This window comes from Streptomyces albicerus, from assembly GCF_008905045.1.
GTDB lineage: Bacteria > Actinomycetota > Actinomycetes > Streptomycetales > Streptomycetaceae > Streptomyces > Streptomyces albicerus.
Genome location: NZ_VWMY01000049.1, coordinates 14,114 through 30,091, shown reverse-complemented (window position 1 = coordinate 30,091; position 15,978 = coordinate 14,114). Strand labels below are relative to the sequence as shown.

Sequence of the window (15,978 nt, the reverse complement as noted above, 5' to 3'; positions counted from 1 at the left end):
TGAGACCTCCAACCCATGTTCCATGGCTGCACCGAGTCAGGGCGCCGTTTGAGGGAAATCGATCAAGCTATTCTTCTTGCTCAAACGTCTTTGCAAACCCTGCGGTGCCAGAAGGGCCGAAAAGGTGCGGACGATGCCGACTTGCCGCGTCAGTCCTGCACGGGCTCAACGGCGCGTGCGCCCCCGGAGCGCACGGATGCGACCGGCCGGTTTCGCCCACGGCCCCGGCGACGACCCCGAAGCAGCGCAATGCTCAAGACCTTTGGATCAACCTCGGGTTGGCGTGCGGAGGGATCTCACCCCGGACTTCGGCTGCACGATCGTGGCGAACGAGGCCTGCTCCACCGCAATACTGCGGGTCCACCTCGAAGGCCCGCCGGGCTGCTGTGGAGGCGGCGCCGTGCAGCCACCACTCCCGCGCCTGCCCGTCGTCGCGGTCGTGCGTGTCGTACGCCACCGTCACCTCCCTGCCGTTCAGTCACCTGGGCCCGGTGGCTCCGGGGGCGGCGGGCTGAATCGGCGGCCGGGGGCCCATGGCGGAGGCTCGGGACCCGGATGGGCGTGCGGATCGAACCGCGGGGGCGGGGACGCCGACGGGGGCGGAGCACCGTCTGGGGCGGGCGGTGGCTCGTCGGGGTGCGGGTCCATGCTCACTCGAGGCAGGGTCACGATGGCCGGGTTGCACTCCACGGACTGGAGCCTGGCCGGGGTGCCGGGCGTGATGAGCAGCAGGGCGAGGTCCGGCAGGTTCTGCAGAGCGGTGGGCTCGACGGTGAACTCGTGGACACGGCTGACCCCTTGCTGCTCGGTGCGGGAGGTGGCCTCGGCGTGCTGGCGGGTCGTCGACCAGTTGCGGCTGGTGCCGCCGCCCTTGCTGCGGTGGGCCGTGTAGGCGCCGAAGACGGTGGGCGCCCGGGACCAGCCCGCGGACTCCTGGAAGAAGACGCCGCGGCCGTCCGACTCCGCCACGGTGTAGGTCTCGCTGCCGCCGAGCGACTTGGTGAGCTGGCTGAGGACGAACTTGTGGTGGCGGCCCACGTACTCCGCGCCGCGGCCGGCCTCCTCGTGATTGCCGAGCCGCATCAGCGCCACCAGGCCGCCGCCGATCACCTGCCGGGCGGTGTCCCTCAGATGCCGGAAGAGCAGCACGAGCTGGACGTCCCGGCGCTCGCAGATGTCCGAGAGCCGCTCCAGGTGGCGGCGTGCCAGTTCGTCGGCGCCGGCGACCACCAGGACAGGCAGCGGGTCATCGGTCGTGGCCGCGGCCGCGAGGCGGTGGGTCAGGCTCTGCACCAGGAGGTCGGTGATCAGCTCGCTGCGGACGTTGCTGCCCCCGCCCTGGAGGGCGAAGCAGGTCAGGTGGCCCGAGGCGGGCTCGCGCGGCGCGCTGCCCAGCCGTTCGAGCGGGTGGAGGTAGGACTCGATGCGGCTGATGGCGGAATACGCCTGCCGCCGCCACTCGTCGGTGAACAGCTCGTCGGTGATACGGTTGCGCTCGTCGCGGGTCAGTGCCTCGGTGCCGTGTGTCTGTCCCATCAGCGCGCGCAGCGCGGCGCCGATGCGGCCCAGGGTCACGTTCTCGCCCAGGGCGTGGCAGACGCTGGTGAGGATACGGTCGTCCATGATGCGTTCGGCCCGGCTGGCGCGCGGCTCGTCGCCGTACATCGACTCGACCAGCACGTCGAGGATCTTCTGGGTGGTGAGTCCGTCGAGGAGCGTCGTCCTGTCGAGTTCGTCGGGCAGTGTCTGTACGTCCACGCGGTGGCCCATGGCGTCGGCGAACCGGGCGAGTTCCAGGCCGACCTGCTCCCGGGACAGGTCGACGAGGGTCATCGGCCGCTCGGCCAGCGTCGAGGCGCCGAACACCGTCAGGAGGGACTCCCACCCCTGCAGGTTGCCGCCGAAGACCTCCAGACGACGCGTGCCGGGCGGGACGCGAACGGCGCCCCAGTCGTTGAGTCGTGCGAGGCGTTTCTTTTCGGCGGCCTCGTGCGCGGACTTGAGCGTCTGCCACTGCTGCCACCGGCGTTCGTTGTTCGCGGCCACCCGGGCCTCGGCCTCCGCGAGTGCCCGACGGGTCGAGGCCCGATCCAGGGCGAACCGGGCCAGGAGTCCGGCGGGCACCACGGCGAAGAAGGCGGCGACCAGACCGAGGACCACGTTGGCGTTGAGCAGGCTCAGGAGGAGGAAGAAGACGGCGAGACCCGCGATGAACAGGACGAGCGGATTGTTCCGGTTGGCGGTGAACATCGCGGAGGCTTCCTCGACCGCCAGGTAGCGCTCCTCCGGGACCTCCTCGGACACCGGCTCGGGGAGCGCGTAGGAGCGGTACACCTGCCAGCGGTCGCGGAACGTCCAGCCGAGGCGCTGCCCGGGCTCGAACAGCCGTGCCTGCGGGCCCGGCAGCCCGACCGGGGTGGAGGGGAGCTCGCTCATGTGCGGCATACCTCGTCGTGAGGGGTGTCCCGTTGCGGGGCCGGGCGCGGGTGATGTGGCCGACTGTCCGTCGGCCAGTGTGACAGGGCGGGAACGGGGCCGTCTTGAACAAAAACGCAGCCCCGGAGCCGAGTTCACGCCGCCAGCAGGACGCTTCTGATCGTGCCGTCCACCCGCTCGGAGGCCGCCACGGCATCGGCGAGGGGATGACTCTCTCCGATGCGCAGGCGGCTCGGCACCAGGTTCGTCATCGCCTTGAGCTCGCGGCTCAGATGGGACTGGTCGCTGAAGCCGCAGGCAGTGGCGGTCCGGGCCGCCGTCCAGCCCGCGGTGAGCCGCCGCAGCGCGGCGCGCAGGCGGAAGACGCGCGCCAGACTCTTGGGTGTCAGGCCGATCTGCTCCCGGAAGCGGTATTCGAGCTGCCGCTGCCGCCAGCCGGTGCCCTCGGCCAGCTCGCGGATGGGGATTCTGCCTCCGGTGCGGGCGAGTTCGCCGTAGGCCCACTCCACCCGCGGCGACCACGCGGGGCCGCGCGCCAGCCACCACGGAAGGGCGGTGTCGAGCAGGGCGAAGCGCTGCGGCCAGTCGGGCAACGCGGCCAGGGCCTCGGCCAGGTGCTGCGGGCGATCCCCCGCCAGGGCGCTCAACTCGACCACGCCGCCTGATAGTTGGTGCAGATCGATGCCGAGCATCGTGAAGGCCGCCCACGGCGCGAGGAGCACTTCGACGCCGTATGTGTACCCGTGGTGCTCGGTGATCCAGGGTGAGGTGGACAGCCCCTTGAGCATCGACGTGCACGGCGTCCCCGCCCCACGGTCGGCAGCGGTGGTGAACCACAACTGCCGCTCATGGTCGAAGCCGAGCAGCAGGGTCGCGACGCCCGAGGGGACGCCCGCCCAGCGTCCTGGCTGCCCCGCGTCCACCCGAAAGCCCCGGTAGGCATGGGCGATCCGGCGTACCCGCGGACCCGGCCGGGCCACCGCGAACTCCCAGGTGCCCGACGGACAGGAGAAGTAGCGCACCATCCGATGCTCCCCTCGCGTATCCCCTGTGGTGCCGGTGGGGGCAGTCAAGCAGAAGGGGCACCTTCTGTCAGCGGGCTGTCACGCACCGGTGTTCCGCCTCGTGGGGTGCGGCTACACTCCGGGTGCCATGACCGCGGAACCGGGCGCCATGGTACGGCTGTTGGCCGGCCTGGACGCCTTCCGGGTGTACGAGTTGCCCCGTGAGCCGGACCCGGCGTCCACCGGGGTGGACGCTGCGGCCCGCCACCGCCGCCTGGCCGCTCTGGTGTCGGCCTATCACGCGGGCGCGGACGCCGTCGCGCTCGGCTGGCGCAGGGTCTCGGCCGGCGGGCCGGTCGACGTGCTAGCAGGGGGAGCGTCCCTGGCGGGCACGGAGGACGGCGACCGCGTCGTCCTCGGCCTGCCCGCCGGCGCGCGGGCCCGGCGCCTGCCCGTGGGCGAACTGGCCGCGGCCATGGGGCAGCTGCCCTGCTGGTGCCGGACAGCGGGCATCACCGACGGACTCCTGACCGACCCGGACCCCTTCGCGCCCCGGGGCGCGAGCGGGGAAACGACCGTGCGAGAGAGCCGATTACCCCTGGACGACAGCCTATTGGCGGTATGGCACGATCCGTTCGGCTGGCTGCTGCTCGCCGAAGCCGTCGGTCAGGACGAGGCGGCGGACCTGGCGGGCGAGGTGGCCGACCGGCTCCGCACGGTCCAGTCCAGAGCGGACTCGTCCCCCGAATACGCCGTGGAGGCACGGCGGTTGCGCCGACGCCATCGCGAACTGGCACGGGCCCCGGTCACGGGGTTGTGGCGCGTGCACCTGCTGGCCGGCGGGGCCTCGCCGGAGGCGGCCCGCCGGATCGCCGGCCTGGTCTGTGCCTCGGCCGACCTGGAAGGTCTGCCGTACGCGCTCGTTCCCGCAGGAGCGGCTGCGGACACCGGCCCCTTGCCCGAGGTTCTGGAGCACGCGCCCCCGAGCCTGCCCGGCCCGGCCCGCTCGCCGTTCACGGCGGGCCCGGAGCTGCTGGCCGCCCTGACGCGACCGCCCGCACGCGAGATGCCCGGCCTGCGGTTCGCGCTGCGCCCCGCCTTCGACGTCACCGCGGAGAACACCGCAGGCCACCTCGGCGACGGCACGGACGCGATGCCACGGCCCGGCCTCGCGCTGGGCCAGATCCTGGACGGCGGGCGCAGGGCGGCGGGGCGGCTCACCGTGCCGTACGAGAGCCTGAACCGGCACACCTTCGTATGCGGCGCGACCGGCTCCGGAAAGTCACAGACCGTGCGCGCACTCCTCGAACAGGCCACCGCCCAGGGGCTGCCCTGGCTGGTGGTGGAGCCGACCAAGGCGGAGTACCGGCTCATGGCGGCCCGGCTGGCCGGTACGGCGGAGGTCGTGCGCATCCGGCCCGGCCTGGCCGGGCAACTGCCCGCCGGAATCAACCCGCTGGAACCGGCCCCCGGCCCGGACGGCGCACGGTTCCCGCTCCAGACCCACGCCGACCTCGTGCGGGCGCTGTTTCTCGCAGCCTTCGACGCCGACGACCCGTTCCCACAGGTACTCAACGCCGCCCTCACCCGCTGCTACGAGGACCTGGGCTGGGACCTCGCGCTCGGCGAGCCGGCCGTACCCGGTGCCCGGCCGCGCTACCCGACCCTGGAGGACCTGCAACGCACCGCCGACCAAGTCGTCTCCGACATCGGATACGGCAGGGAGATCACCGACAACGTCCGCGGGTTCGTGCGGGTCCGGCTGGCGGCGCTGCGTACGGGCACCACCGGACGGTTCCTCGCCGACGGCCATCCGATCGACTTCGCCCGCCTGCTGCGGCACAACACCGTCGTCGAGATCGAGGACGTCGGCGACGACATGGACAAGGCGTTTCTGATGGGGACCGTCCTCATCCGGCTCGTCGAGCACCTGCGTCTGGTCCACGGCGGCACGGCGGACGTGACCGGCCTGCGCCACCTGACCGTCTTCGAAGAGGCGCACCGGCTGTTGCGCCGGTCCGCCACCCGGGGGCCGGCCGCCCACGCCGTGGAGATGATCGCCGGACTGCTCGCCGAGATCCGCGCCTACGGCGAGGGGTTGATCATCGCCGAACAGATCCCCGCCAAGCTGGTCGACGACGTGGTCAAGAACACCGCGGTGAAGATCGTCCACCGACTGCCCGCCGCCGACGACCGCGCCCTCGTCGGCGCGACCATGAACCTCACCGACGAACAGTCGCAGTACCTGGTCACCCTCCCCCCTGGAGAGGCCGCCGTGTTCACCGACGGCATGGACTTCCCCCTGCTCGTCCGCATGCCCGACGGCACCGCCCAGGAGCGACGAGGCCCCTCCGCCACGGACTCGCCAGCCCGCCTCGTCGCCTCCCGCAGCGCCACCTGCGGTCCGCTGTGCCTCGCCGAGCCGTGCACCCTGCGGGACGTGCGCGACGCGCAGCGCAGCCTGGACCATGCCGCGGTCCTCCGGCTGTGGGGTGAGCTGGCCGTCCTCGCGCACCTGACGGGGTGGACGACGCCGGTGCCCCACCCGGCCGTACGCGAGGCACTGCGCGGGGTCGGACGGCGGCTGCTGGACTGCGCGCTGTCGCACGCCGTGGACGCGGCGGTCGCGGGGCGCTCGGCAGCCATCGGCGGACAGGGCTGTCACGACGCACTCGCGGTCCACGTCACCGACGCCATCCGCGCCCGCCTGGACGGTGACGGGCACTGCCCACGGCAAGAGCCCGAGTGGCTGGCACCGCCGTACCGCTGGTGCCTCGTGCGCGACACCCTCCGCAGCGCCGTACGCAAGGACCCCGCGGCCGCCCGGCATCCGCGCAGTGCCGAGTGGGAAGAGACATACGGGATGCCCATCGCCGGTGACACCTGCGCCGAGCAACTTGTCGCGGTGCAGGGTTGGTTCGCGGCCGATCAGCGGGATGCCGCGCGGGTGCGGGCCCTCGCCTTCGGTCACTCCGTGCCCGCGCCGATCGAGCAGGCGGTGGGAGCGCGCCGCGACGACACGGACTGGGCCGCACGCCTCGCCGAGACCGTCGCGCCCTTCGGCTCCTGCCCGTGGGTGCCCCACTTGCTTGCGCCGCGCACTACGAGGAGAGGCGGCAACGATGCCGATCGACGACCCTGACGCCGACGAGAGCCCGGCGCCCGAGGCCCGGGAGCCCGACGTCGGTGGGGATGCGGACGGGGACGACGAGCCGAACCGGGACGACGATGCGGATGTCGACGGGCTAGCAGCGTACGAGCTTGACCGCCACATGTTCGAAGGCCCGATCGACCATGGCCCTTCCGAACCGCTCATCGACGTCATGCACGAGGGGTACTCGGGCAAACCGAGCCCGCCGCCCTTTGACGTGCCGGAGCCCGGAAAGGACCCGGCGGGTGCACTCGCGGAGCTGGCGGACACGGCGGGCGACTGGACCGACAAGACGGACCAGATCGAGGTGACGCTCGACCGGCTGGAAGTGGACGAACACGGCGAGGTTCACTCGTCTGGCGCGGACCCGGAAACCGAGGCGTACACGGCGGAGAAGCCCGAGCCCGATGACGAGCTGTCACGCGTCGAGTCCGACACCCCGGGCGCGATGGACGTCGGCCTGGGCGCGGCGCTCGTCGGGCTCGCCGCCTGGGAAGGTGCCGTGGCCGCCGTGCACCGCGTCCAGGACTGGTTCGGCCGGGACCGCTGAGCCCCGTTGGTCGCGTCGGCAGGGTGCCCGGAATCAGCCGCCCCGAGGGGCTCGTCGTGCTGCCGAGACGCCGGGTGGTGCTGCGCGCCCTGAGCTGGCTGATGCGCTCGCGCCCTCTGGAGCGGAACAACCGGGAGATCAAGCGCCGCACCGACATCGTCCAGGTCTTCCCCAACCCGCCGGCTCTCAAACGGCTGGTGACCGCCGTGCTGCTCGAGATGCACGATGAATGGATCGCCTTCCCCCGCCGCTACCTCCCCCAAGGCAGCATGGACAAGCTCTATGCCGAGCTCCCTGACAGCACCCCCGCACTACCCAACACCATGAACAAGCCGGTCAGTTGATCGGGTACACCATCAGGCGGGACACGATCCCGAGGTGATCGGGCCGCTTGCCGAGAAGGCCAGGGTGGGGCTGGCGGATGCGGATGAGGCCGCCGCGATCCTGGGGATATCCCGGCGGCAGGTGTATGTGCTGGTGAGGACGACGGCGCGCGGTGTGGGGGTGGTCTCGGACCTGCTGCCGGGCCGTTCCAGTGGTGGCCGAGGGAGTCGCGGCTGCCGGATGAGGTCGAGGCGATCGCGAAGTTCGTCCCCAAGAGTCACTACCTGTACCAAGTGATCAAGGATCCGAAGCACAAGGACCCGCTGAACCTTCTGGTCGCGCTCCGAAATTTTGCTGCGCGTGAGAGCCCGATCAGCAAGGCATCTGCTCTTCGGGAGACACGCAGCCAGCGGATGGGCAGCGCCGGCTCCTGGGTGAAGCGGCAGAGGCGGTTCGAGTTCTTGCTCGTCAACCTTGAGAAAGTGGCGAACGACATTGCTGCCCAGGCGCCGTACTGACGCCTTTAGAACGGATGGCGAGAACCCGCAGCGAGCACCAGGTACATGCTCCTGGACGCGGTGTCCCGCCTCGATGAGGGAGCGACGGAACACCGCGGCAGGCACATCCTGATCAGGAACTGCTTCCGTGACCTCCCGCCCGAATCATCCGACGCAGACTGCTCCGGGCTGCTGCGACGTCGTCCTCTGCTTCCCGGAGACGGCGCTGGAGTTCGCCGCTCTCTGCTTGGGCCTGGTTGAAGCGTGCGGTCAGTTCGTGGTTGTGGGTGGTCAACTCGTCGATTCGCACGACGAGGTCCTTCGAGGCGACTTGGTCGAGTTGCTGACCAAGGTTGCGCTGGAGGACCCCTTTCAAGTGATCGCGCTCTTCGCGGAGTGCTCTGATCTCGGCCCGCGCGAGCTCCAGATCGGTGCGAATGCTCGCGGTGCTCATGGCGCCTCCAGTTAGGCGATCATGTGCGGGGCGGCTGGCCTGTTGGGTCCGGGCCTTCTCGATGTGTTCGCGGACTCCGTCGGCGTAGACCAACCAGTTCGACGCTCCTGCGGTACGGGCTACGGCCGCGAAGGTCACCGGGTCGCCCTGGGCGAGCATCTGGTCCACCACGGCAAGGACGCGCTGCCGCTTGTTCCGGCTGTCCTGGCGGCGGGACTCCGCCAGGACCTCGGCGGGTTTCCGCGGCCCGGTCATGCCGATGCTCCCGGTTGTTCGATGACGGTGAGTGGCAGGAGGGTGCGTCCGCCGGCCCGTACCTTGCGCAGCACCCTGCTGGCCTCCTCGACCTCGGCCTGGATCTCGGCTGGCAGCTCCGTCATCCGGGAGTTCATACGCTCGATAACGCCCTGGAACGCCTCAATCTGGTCGGTGAGGTTGCGGATGACGAAGGCGTCGGCATCCATGGCCTCGGCCATTTCGCGGTCGGCTTTCAGGGCATGTATGTGGTCCTCGATCGCGGGCAGGTAAGGCGGGTCGGGGCGGTAAAAGCCGCAGCCGGCGCACTGGAAGCGGATGGCGCACTTTTTCCCGCCGGCCTTCACATTCGACGGTTCGATGCAGTTGCCGAACGGGACGGCAACGGACTTCGACTCGTACGACAGGTTCGAGGAGAAGGGCAGCCGGGGCGGCCGTCCCGTCACCTTCGACGCCGAGCTCTACCGTGACCGCAACACCGTCGAGCGACTGATCAACCGGCTGAAGGACTGGCGCGGCATCGCCACATGCTTCGACAAGACGCCCGAGAGCTACCTCGCCGGCCTCGAACTCCGCGCCTCGATGATCTGGCTCGGAGAGCTCCTGCAAGCAGCCGATTGATCACGACATCACACAGCCCTAGCGCGGTGCCAGTGAGCAGGTGGCGACGCGGCGTTTTGCCTGGTCACAGGGGGACCGTATGTGAAGTACCACCAATTATTTGCGCTATCCACCGGGTCCATGTCCTTAAGTGAGTGGGTGGTGATGCCGAGCGTGAGCTGCCCGACCACGTCACTAAGGAGCTCGCGGTCACTGCGGCGTTCCTGGCGTAAAGAGACCGGGCACGTGGACGCGGCGGGACGGCGTGGCGTGCTGTCGCTGTCGTCTGTAGCTCGGACGAGCTGATCGGCTTGATCCTCCATCCCTGCGCGACGCAGGGCGATGGAGGCGGTAACGGCGGCTCCGATGCGGACCGCTTCCATCGGGATCGGGCGGACGGCGACCGCAGCCCGGATTCCGCACGTGCAGTCGTTCGTGGCTGCATCGCTCGGCCTGAGCGCACTGTGGGCGGGGCATTTACGCCTCAAAACTGGGCGCATGCCATGGAGGGTAGCGGAGAAGCGATGGCTACCAGCCTCGCGCTTGACATCTTTGCCGGACCCGGTTTGAACCCGTACACCTGCACAGCTACCGGCTCGCCGCCGAGGCCGGCGAGAACGAACTCGCCGCCACCACCCTGCACAAGCTCGCGGACCAGGCCATCGACCTCGGCCACATCCCCACCGCCGTACGGCTCGTCGAAGCCTGCGAGCAGCGAGGCAGGAAGCTGTGCAGGTGGTCGACGTAACGTCACAGGAGGACGGCGTAGCGGCGGCCCTCCCTCCCGCGCTGGTCGGCCGGGTCAGGCAAGACCATCACAGCGGCCCGCAGGAGCACGGCCGTCCGGGCCGACGAGGCGCCCGGGACCCTTGTCTCCCGCAATCTGCCGGATTCCCCCGGGCGGCGACCCCGGAGAGCATAGGATCTCGAAAATATCGATCACGGGCCGCGCAGCCCGGGGGACTCCTTCCCGGAGAAGAGGGCACCGCGGCCCCGTCGGCGGGGGAATCTGTGTACTTGGCGCATCTTCGGGTCGAGAACTTCCGGGTCTTCGGAGCCGCGGCCCAGAGCGAAGGCGAGACGGACGCGTCGCTTGACCTGTCGTTCACGGCCGGGACGAACGTGCTCGTCGGCGAGAACGACAGCGGGAAGACGGCGATCATCGACGCGATCCGGCTGTGTCTGCAGACCGCGGCGACGGACTACTACCGGGTCTCCCAGGACGACTTCCACCTCGGGAAGGACGGGCGGGCGGAGACCTTCACCATTGTGTGCGGGTTCACCGCCCTGTCGACCGAGGAGCAGGCGGTCTTCCTGGAACTGCTCACCCACGACCGCGGCGGCGCCGCCTGGCTCTGCGTGACGTTCAAGGCCCAGCGGATGGACCCGGTCCGGAACCGGGTCTCCGTCACCACCCGGACCGGACCGGACGGCAACGGCCCCGCCCTGGACGGCGCCGCACGCGAACTCCTGCGCGCCACCTACCTGCGCCCCCTTCGCGACGCGGAGGCGGAACTGCGCTCGGGCCGCGGATCACGGCTGTCCCAGATCCTCGCCGGCTACCCGGCGATGAAGGATCAGGGTATCGATGACTACGACCCCGAGGGCGACGCCCCTCCGTCCACTCTGGTGGGGATCCTGCGCCGCGCCGAGCACGACATCCGATGCAACGATGCCGTCTCTGATGTGAGCCAGGACATCAACTCGGCTTACCTGCAGCGGTTCGCCATCGGCGACGATGTCCTGCGTGCCAAGATCAGCGTCGCCACCGACGCGACGCTGGCCCGCGCGCTGGAACGGCTCGAACTGAACCTCTTCGCTGAGTCCGACGAGTGGACACGCCGCGGGCTCGGCTACAACAATGCCCTGTTCATGGCCGCGGAGCTCCTCCTGCTGGGCAAGAGCGAACTGGCACCCCTGTTGCTGATCGAGGAGCCCGAGGCGCACCTCCACCCCCAGCTCCAGACTCGGATCATGGACCTGCTCCGCGACAAGGCCCAGGGGCCGCAGGAAGACGGCAGGGCCCCGGTCCAGGTCATCCTCACCACTCACAGCCCCAACCTCTCCTCATCGACGTCCGTCGAGTGCCTGACCCTCGTCGTCCGGGGCCGCACCTTCCCGTTGCGGCGCGGTATCACGTGCCTGACCGGCGAGGACTACGCGTTCCTGACCCGGTTCCTGGACGTCACCAAGGCCAACATGTTCTTCGCTCGGGGCCTGGCGATGGTCGAGGGCGACGCCGAGGCAATCTTCCTGCCCGCTCTCGCCGCCGCCCTGGGCATGCCCTTCAACGAGCACGGCGTCAGCGTGGTCAACGTCGGCCACGTCGGCCTGTTCCGGTACAGCCGCGTCTTCCAGCGCTCCGGCGAGCAGATCCCCGTTCCTGTCGCCTGCATCCGCGACCGCGACCTCGTCCCCGCCGGGACCTCGGAGAAGATGCGCGGCAGCTTGAAGTGCTGGGACGAGATGACGGAGCGGGAGATCGCCGCGCACGTTGCGGACCTCGCCAGCGAAGACGACGGGCCAGTGAAGACCTTCGTGTCGAACTGGTGGACGCTGGAGTACGACCTCGCCGTCACCTCCTGGACCATGGCCAGGCTGATGCACCGCGCGGTCAAGCTCGCATCCGTTGCAGAACGGTCCTGGCCGGACGCCGCCAAGACCGATCAGGTCATCGCACGGGCCGACAAGGTCGTCGACCGCTGGCTGCGCCAGAAGGTCCCCCTCGAGCAGGCTGCTCTGGCTATCTACAGACCGCTCAAGCTCAACAGCACTAGCAAGTCGATCACCGCGCAGTTCGCCGCGCAGCTCCTCGCCTCCACCTCGGTGACGAAGGGCGACGTCCCACCCTATCTGGTCGACGCCTTCAAGCACCTGTGCGGCGAGGCGGCCCTGTGACCGGCGCCTACCTGCCCGATGCCTTCGCCACACACAAGGTGGAGGCCATGGTGAAGCTCCTCGGACTTGACCCGCTTGACGTCGAGCAGTGGGATTTCCTGCAGAGCGAGACCACACAGGACCTCCAGGCCGTCCCGGGGTCGGGCAAGACCACCTTGATCGGGCTCAAGCTCGCGCTCATGGCCGACGCATGGACCTCCACGACGTGCGGGGTGTGCGTGCTCTCCCACACCAACACGGCCAAGAACGAGATCGCCGACCGGGTGGCCTCCCTAACCGCGGGGCGGAGCCTGCTGCGCTACCCGCACTTCATCGGCACCATCCAGTCCTTCGTGCACACCTTCCTCGCGCTGCCGGCCGTGCGGGCCAAGGGCGTCGAGGTCCGGTCCGTCGACGACGCGGCCTTCGAGACCGCAGCAATCCGGCTCCTGCAACACCCCAACTACTCCACCCTGCGCAGCTACGTGGAACGCCAGCGCGACGGCACCGGCATCGTCACCGGGGCGACGCTCACCTACAAGGACGGCGAACTCGTGGTCACCGGCGCGACCAGGGAACCCCCCTTCCGCGCTGAGACAACCAGCGGCAAGCAGTTGTCCAGCCTCAAGTGGACTCTGGCCCGTCGAGGCATCTTCCGCTACCAGGACATGTACGCCATCGCCCAGCAGTACCTCACCGAGCACGCCGGCATCGTCCCGGCCGTCTCCGCGCGCTTCCCATTCGTTCTCCTCGACGAGATGCAGGACACCAGCGCCACCCAACACGAACTGCTGGACCTCGTCTTCACCTCTTCGTCCACAGTGGTGCAGCGGGTAGGCGACACCAACCAGGGCATCTACAGCGACGTCCGCGCGGTGAGCGGACCCGCCTCGGCGTTCCCTCTGTCCGGCGCCCCGGAGCTGCCAGTCAGCCGCCGCTTCGGACCGCAGATCGCGGCAGTGGCCAGCCGCCTGGCCGTCCGGCGCCCCCAGCAAGTCCACGGAGCCGGTCCCGACGGCCAGGTGGCGGTATTGCTGTTCGACGAGGCCACAGCGACCGACGTCGTGCCGACCTTCGAACGCATGGCCGCCGTGATCGTCCCCGAGGACGTCCTCCTCAGGCGTCCGCCGCGTGTGCTGGGCGCGCGACAGGGCCGGGGAGGCTCCCAGGCTTACCCGCAGTCGATCTCCTGCTACGTGCCCGGCTACACCCCGCCCGGCCGCCAGACGGCCCACCGCGCCCTGATCGACGCGGCCCGCGCGGCAGGGACCCAGTGGAGGTCCGGCGCGGACAGCCACGAAGCGGCGACCGAGTTGTGGAACGCCCTGCGCGCGTCCTTCACGCCCCTGACCGGCGAAGGGCTACCGGCGCTGGGCCGCCTCGAGAGGTCTGCGGCGACCCCCGGCGGCAGGGTGCGGATCCTGCTGCGCGAACTCCTCGTCCACGGAGCCGCGTTCGACGAGGCGGGCTGGGGCATGATCACCGAGCAGCTGACAGTCCAGATGAAGCTGCTCGCCGACCGGCCGCTGAAGGCCGTCGGCCTGGAGTTCACCCCCGCGGCCGAGGCGGCCGGGGCACCGGGCGGCGTCCCCAAGAGCTCCGCCGCAGTGCCAGTGGTGCGGGCCGTACCCGGGACCATTCAGAGCGCGAAGGGCGAGACCCATGCGGCGACGCTGATCCTGGAGTGCCTTGAGAAGAACGGCAAGAAGTTCGACGTGACCGAGGCACTCCGCATGGTCGCGGAGGGGAGCGACCCCCAGCGGGAGCTGAAGAGTGTCCAGGCCGCTGTGCAGCTCGTCTTCGTCGGGGCTACGCGCCCCACCCACCTGTTGGTGCTCGCCGCCCACCGCGACCGCGGCAAACGCTACGCGGAGGTGATGATCGACGCGGGCTGGGACGTCCGGGACCTCACCGAGCACTGACCCCTGCATCCGTCCCGGCGGAACCGTCCCGCCCGCTGGCCGGACCGGCAGCACTAGTGAGGGACTCAGGGGCGGCCGAGGGCGCGGAAGGTCCAGCCGGCTTCGCGCCAGGTGGCCAGGTTGAGGGTGCCGCGCCCGTCGATGACCTTCGGGGTTGCGATGCGGGCGGCGAGGCGGTGGGGGTCGATGTGGGAGAACTGCGGCCACTCGGTGAGGTGCAGCAGCAGCTCGGCGTCCTGGACGGCGGCAATGGGGTCGTCGATGTAGTCGAGTTCGGGGTGCATCTTGCGGGCGTTGTCGAGGGCCTGGGGGTCGGTGACGGTGACCGTGGCGCCGAGTTCGTGGAGCTTGTGGGCGACGGCCAGGGCGGGGGAGTCGCGGATGTCGTCGGTCTCGGGCTTGAAGGCGGCGCCCCAGACGGTGATCCGTTTGCCGCCGAGGTTGCCGCCGACCTGTTCGCAGGCGAGGTCGACCATGCGCTCGCGGCGCCGGTTGTTGATCGCGTCGACCTCGCGAAGGATCGTCAGAGCCTGGTCGACACCGAGCTCACCGGCGCGGGCCATGAAGCCGCGGATGTCCTTGGGCAGGCAGCCGCCACCGAAGCCGAGGCCGGGCCGCATGCCGCGGCGACCGATGCGTGCGTCATGGCCGAGGATGTCGGCGAGCTGGCCGACGTCGGCACCGGAGGCTTCGCAGACCTCGGCGATCGCGTTGATGAAGGAGATCTTCGTGGCGAGGAAGGCGTTCGCGGACGCCTTGGCGAGCTCGGCGGTGGCCCAGTCGGTGACGATCGTCGGCGTCCCCGCTTCGATGATCTTCTCGAAGCACTGCCGCAGCACGGCTTCGGCCCAGGAGTGCTCGGTGTCGAAGCCGAGGACAAGCCGGTCGGGGCGGAGGGTGTCCTCGATGGCGAACGACTCGCGCAGGAACTCAGGGTTCCAGGCGACCTGAACGCGGTCGCCGACGGGTGCGAACTCGTGGAGGAGGTCGCGGACGCGGGGTGCGGTGCCGACCGGGACGGTCGACTTCACCGCGACGACGGCCGGACTCTTGATTCGGGGTGCGAGCTGGCGGACAGCGGCGAACAGGTGGGAGAGGTCATAAGCGTTCTCGCCGGGCTGCTGCGGGGTGCCGACGCCGATGAAGTGCAGCTCGGCGAAGGCTGCGGCCTCCGCGTACGAGGCGGTGAACTTCAGGCGCCCCGTCGCGGTGTGCTTGGCGAGGAGGCCGTCGAGGTCGCGTTCGTGGAAGGGGGCCTTGCCGGAGTTCAGGACGGCGACCTTGTCCATGTCGCAGTCCATGCCGAGAACCTCGTGGCCGAGTTCGGCCATGCAGGCCGCGTGGGTGGCGCCGAGGTAGCCGCAGCCGACGACGGTGAGCTTCATGAGCGGGGTTCCTTTGCGAGGTGGGGGCCGCCCGGCGGCCCCCACCTCTGCCCCGCCCGGGAAGGGCGGGGTGCTCAGGAGGGCCGCGCCGCAGCCAGGTAGCGGTTGATCCCGTCCCGGATGAACGGCGGGATCGTGAGGATGCCGAGGTGTTCGGGGGCGAAGAACTGGAGCTTGACGCCCTCGGCCAGCGGGAGCTGGGTCTCGTCGCCGTCCCAGGAGGCGGCGAAGAACGTGATCAGCTGGCCGGAGCCGTGCTCGTCGCGAATCTCGAACAGCTCGGTGAGGTCGTCGACGACCAGGCCGGCTTCTTCGTCGAGCTCGCGGACGATCGCAGCGGCCGGGGTCTCGCCGGGATCGCAGCCGCCTCCCAGAACGCTCCAGTGATCCGGCCAGGCGATCTTGCCGGGCAGGTTGTCACGCAGGTGGAGGAGGAGTTCGCTGCGGCGGTTGGCGATGATCGCGACGGCGCCGCGGGCGGTGGCCGGGCTCTCGGCAGTGGTGTCCTGGTGCATCCGGACAC

At 70.1% G+C, this 15,978-nt stretch carries 11 protein-coding genes and 3 pseudogenes; 8 read left to right on the top strand and 6 right to left on the bottom strand.

Annotated features, from left to right (window positions below; translation table 11 throughout):
• Positions 1-474: 474 nt before the first annotated feature.
• Positions 475-2,436 (bottom strand): hypothetical protein, encoded by a 1,962-nt coding sequence (locus GAS53_RS36740; RefSeq protein WP_151482102.1) that lies wholly within the window; start codon positions 2,434-2,436, stop codon positions 475-477.
• Between the two features lie 134 nt (positions 2,437-2,570).
• Positions 2,571-3,461 (bottom strand): AraC family transcriptional regulator, encoded by an 891-nt coding sequence (locus GAS53_RS36735; RefSeq protein WP_151482101.1) that lies wholly within the window; start codon positions 3,459-3,461, stop codon positions 2,571-2,573.
• A gap of 127 nt (positions 3,462-3,588) precedes the next feature.
• Here GAS53_RS36735 and GAS53_RS36730 point away from each other — a divergent pair, with 127 nt between their 5' ends.
• The 4 genes and pseudogenes from GAS53_RS36730 to GAS53_RS36715 all read left to right on the top strand — a co-directional run bounded on the left by GAS53_RS36730 (position 3,589) and on the right by GAS53_RS36715 (position 7,983).
• Positions 3,589-6,582, top strand: a complete 2,994-nt coding sequence (locus tag GAS53_RS36730; RefSeq protein WP_151482100.1) for an ATP-binding protein — start codon at positions 3,589-3,591, stop codon at positions 6,580-6,582.
• Positions 6,563-7,141: a hypothetical protein gene (locus tag GAS53_RS36725; protein ID WP_151482099.1), complete on the top strand. Its 579-nt coding sequence runs from the start codon at positions 6,563-6,565 to the stop codon at positions 7,139-7,141. Before GAS53_RS36730 ends, GAS53_RS36725 begins: the two co-directional genes overlap by 20 nt.
• A gap of 107 nt (positions 7,142-7,248) precedes the next feature.
• Positions 7,249-7,485: pseudogene (locus GAS53_RS36720) on the top strand (transposase); the annotation flags it as partial.
• A gap of 273 nt (positions 7,486-7,758) precedes the next feature.
• On the top strand, positions 7,759-7,983 hold the full coding sequence (locus tag GAS53_RS36715) for a hypothetical protein (protein ID WP_151482098.1): 225 nt from the start codon (positions 7,759-7,761) through the stop codon (positions 7,981-7,983).
• Positions 7,984-8,095: 112 nt separating this feature from the next.
• Here the strand turns inward: GAS53_RS36715 and GAS53_RS36710 are convergent, their stop codons facing one another.
• Positions 8,096-8,671 carry a DUF6262 family protein gene (locus tag GAS53_RS36710; protein WP_151482097.1) on the bottom strand — a complete coding sequence of 192 codons (576 nt, stop codon included), beginning with the start codon at positions 8,669-8,671 and terminating at the stop codon, positions 8,096-8,098.
• Positions 8,668-9,018 carry a hypothetical protein gene (locus GAS53_RS36705; RefSeq protein WP_151482096.1) on the bottom strand — a complete coding sequence of 117 codons (351 nt, stop codon included), beginning with the start codon at positions 9,016-9,018 and terminating at the stop codon, positions 8,668-8,670. Before GAS53_RS36705 ends, GAS53_RS36710 begins: the two co-directional genes overlap by 4 nt.
• Before the next feature lie 64 nt (positions 9,019-9,082).
• Here GAS53_RS36705 and GAS53_RS36700 point away from each other — a divergent pair.
• The 4 genes and pseudogenes from GAS53_RS36700 to GAS53_RS36685 form a co-directional block, all read left to right on the top strand.
• Positions 9,083-9,292, top strand: a pseudogene (locus GAS53_RS36700) (IS5/IS1182 family transposase); the annotation flags it as partial.
• 556 nt (positions 9,293-9,848) lie between these two features.
• Positions 9,849-10,001: pseudogene (locus GAS53_RS58095) on the top strand (tetratricopeptide repeat protein); the annotation flags it as partial.
• A 287-nt stretch (positions 10,002-10,288) separates the two neighbouring features.
• Positions 10,289-12,169, top strand: a complete 1,881-nt coding sequence (locus GAS53_RS36690; RefSeq protein ID WP_151482095.1) for an ATP-dependent nuclease — start codon at positions 10,289-10,291, stop codon at positions 12,167-12,169.
• Positions 12,166-14,070 carry a UvrD-helicase domain-containing protein gene (locus GAS53_RS36685; protein WP_151482094.1) on the top strand — a complete coding sequence of 635 codons (1,905 nt, stop codon included), beginning with the start codon at positions 12,166-12,168 and terminating at the stop codon, positions 14,068-14,070. Before GAS53_RS36690 ends, GAS53_RS36685 begins: the two co-directional genes overlap by 4 nt.
• A gap of 65 nt (positions 14,071-14,135) precedes the next feature.
• Here the strand turns inward: GAS53_RS36685 and GAS53_RS36680 are convergent, their stop codons facing one another.
• Both GAS53_RS36680 and GAS53_RS36675 read right to left on the bottom strand, forming a co-directional pair.
• Entirely contained in the window at positions 14,136-15,455 is a 1,320-nt protein-coding gene (locus tag GAS53_RS36680; RefSeq protein WP_151482093.1) for a UDP-glucose dehydrogenase family protein, read from the bottom strand.
• A 74-nt stretch (positions 15,456-15,529) separates the two neighbouring features.
• On the bottom strand, positions 15,530-15,970 hold the full coding sequence (locus GAS53_RS36675) for an NUDIX domain-containing protein (protein ID WP_151482092.1): 441 nt from the start codon (positions 15,968-15,970) through the stop codon (positions 15,530-15,532).
• Positions 15,971-15,978: the final 8 nt, after the last annotated feature.

Coding starts and splice junctions, on each gene's coding strand:
- GAS53_RS36675 (WP_151482092.1), bottom strand. CDS start 15,970: ATGCACCAGGACACCACTGCCGAGAGCCCGGCCACCGCCCGCGGCGCC.
- GAS53_RS36730 (WP_151482100.1), top strand. CDS start 3,589: ATGACCGCGGAACCGGGCGCCATGGTACGGCTGTTGGCCGGCCTGGAC.
- GAS53_RS36740 (WP_151482102.1), bottom strand. CDS start 2,436: ATGAGCGAGCTCCCCTCCACCCCGGTCGGGCTGCCGGGCCCGCAGGCA.
- GAS53_RS36680 (WP_151482093.1), bottom strand. CDS start 15,455: ATGAAGCTCACCGTCGTCGGCTGCGGCTACCTCGGCGCCACCCACGCG.
- GAS53_RS36710 (WP_151482097.1), bottom strand. CDS start 8,671: ATGACCGGGCCGCGGAAACCCGCCGAGGTCCTGGCGGAGTCCCGCCGC.
- GAS53_RS36735 (WP_151482101.1), bottom strand. CDS start 3,461: ATGGTGCGCTACTTCTCCTGTCCGTCGGGCACCTGGGAGTTCGCGGTG.
- GAS53_RS36725 (WP_151482099.1), top strand. CDS start 6,563: ATGCCGATCGACGACCCTGACGCCGACGAGAGCCCGGCGCCCGAGGCC.